This window comes from Methanothermobacter sp. (assembly GCA_030055615.1).
Lineage (GTDB): Archaea > Methanobacteriota > Methanobacteria > Methanobacteriales > DSM-23052 > Methanothermobacter_A.
Genome location: JASFYN010000002.1, coordinates 21,284 through 33,135, shown reverse-complemented (window position 1 = coordinate 33,135; position 11,852 = coordinate 21,284). Strand labels below are relative to the sequence as shown.

15 protein-coding genes are annotated in these 11,852 nt (G+C 38.9%); 5 read left to right on the top strand and 10 right to left on the bottom strand.

Annotation, left to right across the window (positions count from 1 at the left end):
• Positions 1 to 40: 40 nt before the first annotated feature.
• A complete protein-coding gene (locus QFX38_03245) occupies positions 41 to 745 on the bottom strand; it encodes a radical SAM protein (protein ID MDI9623886.1) in 705 nt (234 codons plus the stop codon).
• Between the two features lie 48 nt (positions 746 to 793).
• Here QFX38_03245 and QFX38_03240 point away from each other — a divergent pair, with 48 nt between their 5' ends.
• Positions 794 to 1,567 (top strand): metallophosphoesterase, encoded by a 774-nt coding sequence (locus QFX38_03240; protein ID MDI9623885.1) that lies wholly within the window; start codon positions 794 to 796, stop codon positions 1,565 to 1,567.
• A 118-nt stretch (positions 1,568 to 1,685) separates the two neighbouring features.
• Complete coding sequence (locus QFX38_03235) at positions 1,686 to 1,949, top strand: hypothetical protein (protein ID MDI9623884.1); 264 nt, start codon at positions 1,686 to 1,688, stop codon at positions 1,947 to 1,949.
• A gap of 46 nt (positions 1,950 to 1,995) precedes the next feature.
• Here QFX38_03235 and QFX38_03230 read toward each other — a convergent pair whose 3' ends face one another.
• A complete protein-coding gene (locus QFX38_03230) occupies positions 1,996 to 3,858 on the bottom strand; it encodes a glutamate synthase-related protein (protein MDI9623883.1) in 1,863 nt (620 codons plus the stop codon).
• Between the two features lie 15 nt (positions 3,859 to 3,873).
• On the bottom strand, positions 3,874 to 4,539 hold the full coding sequence (locus tag QFX38_03225; protein ID MDI9623882.1) for a tributyrin esterase: 666 nt from the start codon (positions 4,537 to 4,539) through the stop codon (positions 3,874 to 3,876).
• Between the two features lie 152 nt (positions 4,540 to 4,691).
• Between QFX38_03225 and QFX38_03220 the strand changes: the two genes are divergently transcribed.
• Positions 4,692 to 5,240 (top strand): helix-turn-helix domain-containing protein, encoded by a 549-nt coding sequence (locus tag QFX38_03220; protein ID MDI9623881.1) that lies wholly within the window; start codon positions 4,692 to 4,694, stop codon positions 5,238 to 5,240.
• Position 5,241: 1 nt separating this feature from the next.
• Here the strand turns inward: QFX38_03220 and QFX38_03215 are convergent, their stop codons facing one another.
• Complete coding sequence (locus tag QFX38_03215) at positions 5,242 to 5,463, bottom strand: hypothetical protein (protein MDI9623880.1); 222 nt, start codon at positions 5,461 to 5,463, stop codon at positions 5,242 to 5,244.
• A 143-nt stretch (positions 5,464 to 5,606) separates the two neighbouring features.
• Here QFX38_03215 and QFX38_03210 point away from each other — a divergent pair, with 143 nt between their 5' ends.
• Positions 5,607 to 5,957, top strand: a complete 351-nt coding sequence (locus QFX38_03210; protein ID MDI9623879.1) for a hypothetical protein — start codon at positions 5,607 to 5,609, stop codon at positions 5,955 to 5,957.
• A gap of 12 nt (positions 5,958 to 5,969) precedes the next feature.
• Here the strand turns inward: QFX38_03210 and QFX38_03205 are convergent, their stop codons facing one another.
• The 3 genes from QFX38_03205 to QFX38_03195 form a co-directional block, all read right to left on the bottom strand.
• Positions 5,970 to 7,082 carry a TIGR04083 family peptide-modifying radical SAM enzyme gene (locus QFX38_03205; protein ID MDI9623878.1) on the bottom strand — a complete coding sequence of 371 codons (1,113 nt, stop codon included), beginning with the start codon at positions 7,080 to 7,082 and terminating at the stop codon, positions 5,970 to 5,972.
• Between the two features lie 27 nt (positions 7,083 to 7,109).
• On the bottom strand, positions 7,110 to 7,262 hold the full coding sequence (locus tag QFX38_03200) for a TIGR04165 family Cys-rich peptide (GenBank protein MDI9623877.1): 153 nt from the start codon (positions 7,260 to 7,262) through the stop codon (positions 7,110 to 7,112).
• A 274-nt stretch (positions 7,263 to 7,536) separates the two neighbouring features.
• On the bottom strand, positions 7,537 to 8,526 hold the full coding sequence (locus QFX38_03195; protein MDI9623876.1) for an ATP phosphoribosyltransferase: 990 nt from the start codon (positions 8,524 to 8,526) through the stop codon (positions 7,537 to 7,539).
• Between the two features lie 165 nt (positions 8,527 to 8,691).
• On the opposite strand from QFX38_03195, the gene QFX38_03190 reads away from it, so the two are divergent.
• The gene (locus QFX38_03190) at positions 8,692 to 8,928 is read left to right on the top strand and encodes a TMEM175 family protein (GenBank protein ID MDI9623875.1); all 237 of its coding nucleotides are present in this window, start codon (positions 8,692 to 8,694) and stop codon (positions 8,926 to 8,928) included.
• Positions 8,929 to 9,231: 303 nt separating this feature from the next.
• Here QFX38_03190 and QFX38_03185 read toward each other — a convergent pair whose 3' ends face one another.
• From QFX38_03185 to QFX38_03175, 3 genes are read right to left on the bottom strand one after another with little or no spacing between them, the layout of a single operon-like run.
• On the bottom strand, positions 9,232 to 9,615 hold the full coding sequence (locus QFX38_03185) for an NUDIX domain-containing protein (protein ID MDI9623874.1): 384 nt from the start codon (positions 9,613 to 9,615) through the stop codon (positions 9,232 to 9,234).
• Positions 9,616 to 9,638: 23 nt separating this feature from the next.
• Positions 9,639 to 10,700 carry a sensor histidine kinase gene (locus QFX38_03180; GenBank protein MDI9623873.1) on the bottom strand — a complete coding sequence of 354 codons (1,062 nt, stop codon included), beginning with the start codon at positions 10,698 to 10,700 and terminating at the stop codon, positions 9,639 to 9,641.
• Between the two features lie 2 nt (positions 10,701 to 10,702).
• Positions 10,703 to 11,710, bottom strand: coding sequence for a cobalamin-dependent protein (locus tag QFX38_03175; protein MDI9623872.1), 1,008 nt, complete (start codon positions 11,708 to 11,710; stop codon positions 10,703 to 10,705).
• Positions 11,711 to 11,852 lie beyond the last annotated feature (142 nt).

Below are 11,852 nucleotides of genomic sequence, written 5' to 3'. Positions count from 1 at the left end.
AATTGATAGAATCCTTGTATCCATTGATACCCCCCATCCTTTATTCTTTTATTATCAAACTTTTTTGGATGAGTATCTTTTTTCCTCTTCTATGCCTTCTAGATTCTAGTGAAGTTGAAACATTTGATAAGTATTTTTGGCTGATTTTCTTCGCAGCCTCTAATATGCTCTTTGATGGTCTCGGCGCATTCAAACGACTGGGCACATGGGCTATTATATGATATGGTAGATCCCATCTTCCAATAAATTTTGCGATCTTCCCAATTTCAGACACCCCAATTATACCAGGTATGAGTACGGTTGAAATTTCCACTTTAAAATTAAGATCCCTCTTGTTTTCTCCAAGATATTCTACGACTTCAAGGATTCTTTTATTTGATTGAGAGGTGAGAATCTTATGTTTTTTATCATCCAAAGCCTTAAGGTTCACATGGACTTCATTGACTTTTAATTTGTCTATTATTTCAAGTAAGTGTGATCCATTGGTGGATAATATACTGTGAAAGTTTCCATCTAGGAATCTCGTCAAATTTGGGAGATCATCTTGGAGAGTGGGTTCCCCACCGGCTATTGTAATCATAGAGAGATTGTATACCTTTTTTATTTTGGAAAGCATATCATATAGGCTCTTCGCTGTAAGACTTGTGCAATCTTGCGGTTTGAAAAAACAATATTTACACTTGAAATTGCACCCGCATACGAGCAATGTTATCTTATCACTTACTGAAATATGGGAAATTTTCATAGGACCTCATATAAATATTAGCTACACCCTCATAATATTTTGATGCCTATGTCAACGAAATATAGGGGTGGCCTCATAGAAGTTGGTGGAAGTGACAATTTACTTGTTGTGACAGATCTTCATGGTAATCTCACAGACTTTAAAATATATCTTAAAATATGGGAAAAAGACTACAACAGAGAATATCCTATTGTCTTCACTGGAGATTTCATACACTCCATGGGATACGAGGACGGATCAGTAGAAATCCTAGAAACATTGAGAGTATATTATCGCCGTTATAAGAATTTCCATCTTCTCCTTGGAAATCATGAATGGTCACATATCACAGGCATAGATGTTTTTAAAGGTGGCATAAACCAGAGCCTATCATTCGAGAGATTATTAAATGAAAAATTTGGGGATAATTGGATGGAAAAGCTAGAATCATATAAAAGATTCTTCAAAGAATTGCCATTCGCTGTTAAAACAAAAAATAAAGTCTTCATAAGCCATGCTGGTCCATCAAGGCATATAAGGGGCCTAGATGATATAATCAACATAAAAGAGGGTGGCTACCAAAGCCCAGCGGTATATGAGATGTTATGGAACCGTTACGGATCCTACCTAGAAGAGGACATAGATGAATTCCTGAGGAGAGTTAAATGTAATGCCATGATAGTTGGGCACACCCCAGTGGATGGCTACCAGATTATAGGCAACCAGATCATACTATCATCAAGTTACAGCGCAGGAAGAAAGGCCTATATAAACCTAGACCTAAAAGCGGGAATAGAAAGCGCCCAAGACCTTATCCAGATGATAAAATTCATACAATATTAGGCCAAAAAAATCCTAAGGGCGCATTCCAAAATCCATGTTCCGATAATCTTGCCATGGGGGGTTTCCTATTTCGAAGCACTTAAATAATTTAACCCACTAAATTATGATTGGGTGGGAGATGAAAGGGATGAGACCAGATTGGAGAAAGAGCATAAAAAGGACTATCATAGTCCATGCAGACGATCTAGAAGTGAAATCTGCACCATCCACTCTATCTAAAAAAAGGAAAGCCCCCAAAATCGTTAAAAGCACCATAAAAGTACACAGAGTACACTACAAGCCCCCTATAATAATCAAAGTCCTAATATTAGGGATTTTATCAATACTCACCTTTGGCTTTGCAGCCATAGCATATCTATTCTATAAGATGAGAAAAAAATAGTGGGGGGGTTTTATTTGCCACCTCATACTTTTTTTTGGCGTTTTTTTTATTCGTTTATTAGTTTTAGTCCGGTTATTGCTGCTGTGTTCGTGTCCAGTGCACGTAAGTCGTCTGGGTTAAATTGTCTTATGTCGTCATGTCCTGCAAGTTGTGCTAGCATCTTGGTTTCTTCAGTCATGGCCTTTATGTAATTTGCGACTTTTCTTGCCGCTATATCAACATCTAACCTTTTTCTCAGCTCTGGGTCTTGTGTCGCGACACCTACTGGACATTTTCCTGTGTAGCACATTCTGCAGGCTCGGCATCCCATTGCTATCATTGCACCTGTCCCTATGTACACCGCGTCTGCCCCCATTGCCATTGCCTTGGCCACATCTGCACCACTTCTTATACCACCGGTTATAATAAGGTCTATTTCATCCTTTAGGCCCATGTCTTCTAGGCTTTTTACTGCCTGTACTAGTGCTGAGAGTGTGGGTATGCCTGTATGTTCTATCACGACTTCTGGAGCTGCTCCTGTACCGCCTTCCATCCCGTCTACGGCTATTATATCTGCTCCTGCCTCTGCTGCTATTCTAACATCTTCGTATACTCTTCCTGGTCCGAATTTGACTATGATGGGCACTCTCCAGTCTGTAACTTCTCTGAGGAGTTCTATGTGTTTTGCCAAATCTTCTTTGTCTTTTGCATCCAAGAATCTTGCGGGACTTAAAGCGTCTGTACCTTCTGGTATGCCTCTGATTTTGGCGACTTCTGGGCTTACTTTTTCGGCTAGTAAGTGCCCTCCCATTCCTGGTTTGGCTCCTTGGCCTATTTTCACTTCTATTGCGTCTCCAACGTTTAGGTATTCTGATGAGACTCCGAATCTTCCTGATGAGTATTGTACTATGAGTTTGTCTGATAGTTCTCTTTCTTCTGGTAGCATTCCACCTTCACCTGTGTTGGCGCAAGATCCTACCATGGCTGAACCTTTGGCTAGTGCTAGTTTGCTTTCTTTGCTAAGGGCTCCGAATGACATTCCTGCTATGAGTACTGGTGTTTGGAGTGTGAGGGGTTCTTCTGCATATCTTGTTCCGAGGGTTACTTGGGTGTTACAGGGTTCTCTGTATTTGTCTACTGGTGCTATTGATGCTTGTGCCGGTACTATTAGTATGTCGTCGAAGTTCGGCAGTCTTCTTTCAGTTCCAAAGCCCCTTAGGACATATTTACCTGCTTTGGATGTGTATCTTATGTTTGCTATTGTCCTTGGATCCCATATGCTCCCGGCGCCAGTTGGTAAGAGTACTGGACATGCTGCTAGACATGATCCACACATTATACATTTTCTCCTGTCGATTTCAGGGTGGCTTTCAACGACTTTTATTGCATCTACTGGGCATACTACTTCACAGGTTCCGCAGAATACGCAGAGTCCTTGGGTGGCTGCTGCAAGGTCTGATGATGGTGAAGATGGTGTTAATGAACTTGATGATGTCGCGGTTTTTAATTCAAAGCCTTTTTGTATGTCACTTACAACTTCTCTCACGTCAACTGCTTCTAGGCATCCTTTTTCGCATGCTGCTACACATGCTGGTGTGTCCCCTGGTTTTTCTATGCAAGTTTGGTCACATTTTATCATGCCATTTTCTGAATATGTTATGGCACCTATTGGGCACATTAGCATGCAGAGTTTGCAGCCTATGCATGCCTCTTGTTCTATTTTAACTATACCGTGTTCTTTTCTTATAGCATCTCTGAAACATCCTCTTGCACATGCTGGATCCACGCATTGTTGGCATACGATAGCGTGGTATCCATCTTCCAATTCATTTAAAAAGATTGATGCGTGACCTGTAGTTTTTTCACATGCTTCTATACATTCATTGCATCCGTCACATTTTTGAGGGTCTGTTAAGAGTATTTGAACCATATAGTTCACCTCATTTTAGCCGTAGAATGGGCGGAGTTTTTTGCGTTGTATTTTTTTGAATTCTTCTACTTCGGCTTCTATCCCATAATCGTAAAAGAGTTTTGAGAGTTTTAGTATGTCTTCTTTTTCTAATTTGCTTACTTTGGCGTTGGTTCCTGTTTCGAAGTCCCCTGCCACGTAAATGTTGCCTCCGATTATCCAATCTCCTGTGTCTTTTCCAGCGTCTCCTGTTACTATTATGTCCCCGCTTAGCATGTATAATCCTGCGAGATCTTTTATGTCCCCGTCTATGATGATTGTTCCTCCTTTGTTTAATTGTCCAACGCCGTTTCCAGCGTCTCCGTGGACTACTATTGTGCCGTTGTAGGTTCCGAATCCGACGCCGTCTTCGGCTGATCCTTCAACTATTATTTCTCCTGCTGTCATATTGTCTCCTAGGTATCTTCCAGTGTTTCCGATGACTTTTATCTGGGCGCCGTCGTTGAGTGCTCCTATGAAGTCGCCGAATTCTCCTTTTAGTATGAATTCTGCTTCTTCTCGTATTCCTACGACGAGTGAGTCGAGTTTTTTGTTGTTTTCTATTATGAATTTTTTTGTGTTGTCTTTTAGGCCTTCTTTTATCATTTTGTTGATTTTTCGGGTAGATAGGTCATCTCCTGAGATTACTAATTCTGTTTTCATGTTATCCCCCTGGGAGTTTGTTGTAGTCTAATTTTTGGTTTTTCAGGGGGGTTTTATTTAAACTTTCCCATCCATTAGAGTCGTATCATAGAAGAGTCAATACTTATATTAGATTGATATGATTATATGTGAGATTAGTGGAAGGTGATTATATGAAGACTCTTGTTACAAATTTGAGGGGCCGATGCCTCTTTGATGTTACAATGAGGAATAAAGTAGATGGTTTGATACTAGTTCAGAGCGAAAAATTTAATGACTTATCCCTCGAAAGGTTCGTTAAAGGCGGTCTTATAAAAATAGAAACTGAAGACCCACTTAAAGCATGCTATAAGATATCTGAGATTATAAGGGGGGCTAAAAAGCATGGTAAAGTCTATGTAGCCTATAATGGCGACGATATTGGAGGTCTTCTAGCATTTGCAGCCTTCAAAGAGGGTGTTGATGCTATCTTCACTTGTTTCAGGGAAACCTCGGTCAGATTACCCATTCCTAAGCTTGATATATCAGATTCAAAACTTAAGATTTTAGAGGTTTTAGAGGATGAAAATTTAACTGCTGTAGAAATCGCGAAAAAGGTTGGAGTATCAAGGGCCATGGTTTATAAGCATTTAAGTGACCTTATAGAGATGGGACTTGTGAAGCAGTCCCATCTCCTGGAAAAGTATTCTATTACAAAAGCGGGAAAATTCGTTACAATATAGTTTATTCCATGGGGTATCCTATCCTTAAGCGGTAGGATGCCCTTTCACTGACCAGGACGGTGCCTGGTATGAAAAAATCTTCAAATTCTTCTACTTTTTTTCTCATGCAAGGTTTGAGGTCTATATTCTTTGTATAGGATGCGCATTCGTCCTCTTCTATTATACCCTTTTTTACTAGTTCGATGTATCTCATCTTTATGGTTTCATCATCTAAGACTTCCATGCTATCACCACTAATTTCAATTGATGGAAACCTATATATATCTTTTGTGTATTAAATCCCTGATAACCTATAAGTATTTATACTATAAGATCCAAGATTATAAACAATGTTCAAAAAAAGTTGTGGTGGGTGGGGATAAAAAAATGAAAATAAAAAATGACAAAATAACAAGAACAATAACCGAACACCTGAAAAGAGAGGGCTACGCCGTAAAATACAATGAAAAACGCAAAATACCCAAAATCCAAGGATTCAAACCAGACATTTACGCTGTTAGAAGTTTCGAAGACATAATCATAGAAATCACCAAGGATCCCAACAGATTATCAAAAAACATGAGAAAATGGAGAAGATTCGGATTTAACAACAACGGCACCAAATTCTGGATCGTGACAACCCCAAACCTCACCGAAACAATAAAACTACAACTTAAAGTCTTCGACATACCAGCAGAAGTATATTACTGCAACGGAAACAAACTAAAAAAAGCATAAAATTAGAATATTTTAAAGCTCCTTTAACATTAAATCGATAATCCTGGCCTTCTTATCCCCACCTTTAATCCCATGAACCATAAAATCCCTGTTAACTCTCCTTCTCATCTCACCAAATATCATCTTATAAGCCTCGCACTGATGATCCACACCATCAAGCTCCATATTACCATCCTTATCAATACTTATCGCATTATATGGACACCCACCAAGACAAAAACGATAATAATCACATGACGAACACTCCCTATCGACAAGTCTTCTCCAACCCCTAAGCCTCCTCAAAGCCTCGGACTCCTCAAGATCATCCATACTAGGCTTATCCTCCACATTACCCATAACATAATCCTTCATCTCCACAAAACGATAACAAGGATAAATATCCCCATGCGGATCCACAGCAAAAGTATTACCCACACAATCTGCAAGAGTACATACAACACCACGCCTCATAAACAAACTCTTAGCAAAATGATCAAGATTCTTTATCTCAATCTCACCAAAATGGGACAAATACTCATCAAGAAGATAAACTAAAAGCTCACCATACTCCCTCGCACTTATACTCCACTCCTTCGGATCTTCACTTTTAAGAGACGGTAAAGCCGGATGCAATTTAAGATTCAAACCATTCTCCAAAAAGAACCTAAAAACCTCCTCCTTAAAATTAATAGAATATGAAGTGAAAGTACTAATAAAACTCACATCCAAACCATGCCTTCTAGCAACTTTGTATCCGCGCATCGTCTTCTCAAAATATCCCCTACCTCTCTGAAAATCATTTATCTCTTCTGGACCATCAAGACTGGAACCAATAGGTATATTATACTCAGCGAAAAGCTCAGCCAATCTATCATCCATTAACCAAAGGTTTGTCTGTATAGCGAATGCAGGATTCAACATGGCCAATTCCCTGCTCAATAAAGATAAAGCCTCCTTATAGAACTCATAACCCGCCAATAAAGGCTCGCCCCCATGGAAAGTGAAAGTCACAGGCTCCATCCTGAAACCTTTAAGCCAAGAAACAATCTTCTTTATAATATCTATACTCATTACAGTAGAGTCCCGCTCAACACCCCAACAATAACTACAATTCGAGGGACAATTCATAGTAGGGACTATCATCACATGGAAGGCCAAAGTTACCATCCCCTAATCTCCCTTTTGGAAAACATATCCACACTTTTCGCATATGATCTCCCTAAGACTAGCAAAAGCTTTATGTTCATCTATTATCTTCCTTTTAACTATCTTATCCTTACAACCACAACGTGGACATTCCTTAAACAAATCTTCGAACTTCATCTCTTACACGCGCCTCCTAAAATCTTTCTTCTCCCCATCATAATATAAAATTTTCCATGGACACTATTATAATTCAGCGAAAAGACTCCCACTGTCGCCGTAAAAAATTTAACCGTCCTCAGACTTTATCATCCATAAGGCTGAAATTTGTAAAATAACTAGGAAAGTAGAGGTTGTATAGGGGGTATAATTGAACCTCAAACCCCCCAACAGATGAAGTTGAAATTGTGAACTACTAGTTACCGAAGGCCACCCTATATTGTGGGATGATGGTTCACTCTACGTATTGTTTGACCTTTTCCCTTACGATTGATGATGCTCCCAAGTTTTTAATACCGCTTAGCATTTCTGGGAATTTATTCTTCGGTATTAGAACATTTACTTGGGAGAATCTCATACCCTTTACTATTGTCGGCTCTTGTGAACAGTAGTTCCTAGCAATTAAGAACTCTTTAACATCTTCTAGTTTCTCATTCCTTATATTGAATTTAACATCAAAGTAATTTCGGGCTTTTATAGCTCCGAATAATTGCTGATATATCATCTTAGCCTTCTCAAGTTTTTCTCCTTTACAGGTTGGCCCCGCATATAATCCTGCGCTGGATTCCATTATAATGTCGATGATTTTTAAACCGGCTTTCCTTAGGCTGGTGCCGGTTTGTGTATTGTCCACTATAAGATCAGCGCCTTTTGCGATATATACTTCTGTGGCCCCATCTGAGTTTATTATTTGGACCATTTCATTGTCACCATCTCTAAGACCTCTTATCTGGACCATTGGGGTGCTTTCACCGAATATTTCTTTGTAGCCGGGGTTTTTCATGAAGAATTCCCTTGCGAGGTTAGGATATTCTGTGAAACATAATATTGGGGTTTCACGATCCTTATTGGCTAAGAAAAATTCTTGGAGAGAATTGTATGGTTTTTCCCGGGGTACTGCCACTATTAAGCGTGTCTGACCGTATTCAAGGCTGCCTATCTTCTTTATCATGTTGTCTTTGTTATTTATGGATTCTTCACGCACCCAGTCCTCGCCTATTATGGCGATATCGAGCATTCCCCTGTTTAATTCTACAGGGGCGCTCTGCGGCCTTGTGAGATAAGCTTTTATTTCCGGATCGTTCAAAATTCTGATCTCGTTTTCTTCTTTGCCGGGTTCGTAGCCTCTAATCTCGTATCCAGCATCAACGAATACTTGGTAGGTGTTTCCCCTGTTAACATTATTCAAGCTACCCTTTGGCAATCCTAGTATGATTTCCATGATTTATCAACCCCTTATAATATTAATTTTACAGATTCTTTTTTCTTTTTTTTTTTTTTTGGAGAAATTATTAGTGTGTGGGGTGAGATTTCATATTTATGAGTACCAGTTTATGGATGAAAAACTACGCGTATTGAGACACTTGTGGATGGTATATTCGCCATTTCAATGACCTTGCTTGTCTTAACACTTAATGTTCCAAACATCCCCACGTCTTTAACTGAAGCCGCTTTCCAACAACGACTAGGAGTGTTATGGCCACAGTTACTATGTTATTTTCTCTCTTTTTTGACATTGAGTGGTGTATGGCGTGTTAATCATCAGCATTTCAATTTCATCAAGCGCACGAACCCTACTTTGGTAAACTTTTCTTTTTTGATTTGCTCTGATAGCATTTTCCACTGAAATGTCTTCTAGCTATGGTATCAGTTACGTCACAGCTAATATAATCTTTCAGGTTAATCTCTTATTAGTGGGTATCCTATCTTATGTTAATTGGAATTATGCTCTTTGGAGGGGGTCTGGTAGATGTTGATAAGACGAGTAAATTCATAAGTGATAATAGTCTTATTTTACCTATATGTTCCATCATAGCTATGAGTTTATCCTTTTATATATATTCGTGGAATAGTTTGCTATATTTCACCATCCCGGCTGTTAAAAAGATTTTGGAGATAAAATATTTTCCGAGGCGTGCTTAAAATTTTTTCATGGCGAATCTGTTGATTTGATGAAATTGTAAAACCAGTCTGTTAGTTCATAATATTTGAGATCTTCTTGTTTCACCCAAGCATATGCTATATGCTCACCACTTAATCTTAGTTTACCATTGGCAGAACATTCAATTATAATATGGACAGCCTTAAAAATGGCTAATTCTTGTTCAGCAACTCCCAAGACACTATTAGGAGTTACATTTAATCCTGTTTCTTCTTTAACTTCCCTTTTAAGGGCTTCCTCGAGGGGCTCACCTATGTTTACTTTGCCACCTGGCAACTCCCACCTAAGAGGATTAGTCTTACAAAGGGGAGACCTTTTTATTATGAGGATCCTGCCTTTATTATCCTTTATGAAAGCCCTAACTGCAAGCAAACATAATGATACCATCGGCTGTTCTACTCCTTAAATTTTACCATGAAACTGGTTCCATTATTAGAGTCTACTGAAAGTTCACCACCTATCTGCTTCGTCAAGGCGTTAACTATCGATAACCCGAATTTTTTATTTAAATCGAAATCTTCTGGCAGGCCTATACCATCATCTGACACTACCAGAATATAGTATCCATCCTTTCTTTTGAAAGTGACTTTTATAGTGCCCTTCCCATCTGGAAACGCATGCTTTATTGCATTAGTGAAAAGTTCGTTTACGATTAATGCAAGTGGCATGGCAAATTTCACATCAAGTTCCACATCTTCTATATCCATTTCAAGGCCTATCTCCCCGGGTTGTGGGACGAATGCATAATATAAATCTCTTAGAAGACCCTTGAGGTATTCTCCAAATTCTATGCTTCGATATTTTCCTGATTGATATAATTTTTCATGGAGCATCGCCATGGATTTGGCCCGCGCTTGAGCCTCCTTAAAAAGGATCAGATCCTCCTTGTCTTTAACATATTTTGCTTGCAAGTTAAGAAGGCTTGAGATTATCATAAGATCGTTTTTAACCCGATGATTGATCTCTCTTATGAGCATGTCCTTCTCTTGGAGGGCTTTTTCTAGTTCAAGGTTCTTTTTTATAAGTTCACGCTTTGCCAATGTAAGTTGGTTGTTTAGTCGTGTTAATTCATCAAACACCAATTTTTCATCTTTTATCTTCCTATAGACTCTTGGCTTTATGAGTGGCATGTCATCTTCTAGTAGCTTGTAGATTTTTATCATTTCACTCCGGTTCTCTGCAGCTACAATAAAAATTTCATCATTAACTTTAAACCCTGAAAAATGGAGGGTCTTTGTCCTATTTTTGAGTGTGATGTTCATCTCCCAATCAAATATTGCATCCCCGCTTATTATTTTGTCAAGGAAGGCTGATGCTTTCGCCCTGCTCTCTATGTCTATGATTTCTGTGAATAATTCGCCTTTCTTGAATGGTATGTCCATCCCATAATCTATTATCCTCTTAAGGCAACCTTGTCTGTCAGTGACCGCTACAAAACCTTTAACGATTTCTTCCATAATCATAACCTTTCCACTATTTTAACAGCCATAGAAGCGTTCGTGGCATGAAGGTCCGCCCCCACCTTTCTCCAGAGGTCCGGATCGATATTGAACGGGTGGCCTCCTACCATTATCTTTGGTGGATTTTCTAATTTTTTCACTCTTTCTACGAGTTTTCGTACATGGCTAATGTTATATGTTATGGTAGCTGATATTGCTAAAAGTTCTGGTTTATGTTCCTGGATTATCTTTATTATGCTATCTTGTGGAGTGTTAGCTCCAAGGTATATTGAATCCCATCCGTTCATCTCAAAGAAATCGGATACTATTCTAAGGCCGAGTTCGTGGAGTTCATTGTTTATACAAGTTGCTACTAGTCTTTTACCGGTTTTCTCAGAATATTCTAGGATATAAGGGTAGAGTTCGGCGATTATCATCTGGGTGACTCCTGTGGCATAATGTTCATGTGCTACTGTTATCATGTTCATCTGCCATAGGCGGCCGATTTCATATTGAACCGGTTCAAATATGTTTAGGTAGATGTCTGGGATTTTCACACCAGCTTCTATCAATGATTTTATCAGCTTATGGGCTCCTTCAGTATCTGCACTGAGCAATAGATTCAGATAGTCCTCAGCTTCTCTTTTCAAGGGGTTATCTTCACTTATGAAACTTTTAGGGGCGTGCACTTCTTCTAGTTGATCTAAGGCCATTCTAATATATGAAGATGCCTTTTCATATGATCTAGGGTCTATTACCCCCTTCATGGCCATTTTTAGTGCCTTTAGGGATGCTGTTAGGCATTCCCTGGGCAATCCTATGCTTCTGAGTAGTATGTCCGCCCATGTCACATAATCATTGAATAATAGCGGACTTGAGGAATCCAAGGCCGCCTTTAAATATTTTAGGTGATATTTTAAGTCTTGTAGGCATAATCTTTTATCCCTTGCACTATAACCAGATGTTATGTTCATCCTGGCAAGTTCTTCCATCGCTTTATCAGCAATTTCTTCAACATCCTTGAACATAAAAACACCCACCATATGATAATAATATAGGTTTTAACAGCTTACTAGAAAAATTCTATTTTTTTTTGTTTAATCTACATGCGCTATGGGGACAAATTATATTAACTAATAATCTATAATTATTGTTCATAGTAGATATGAT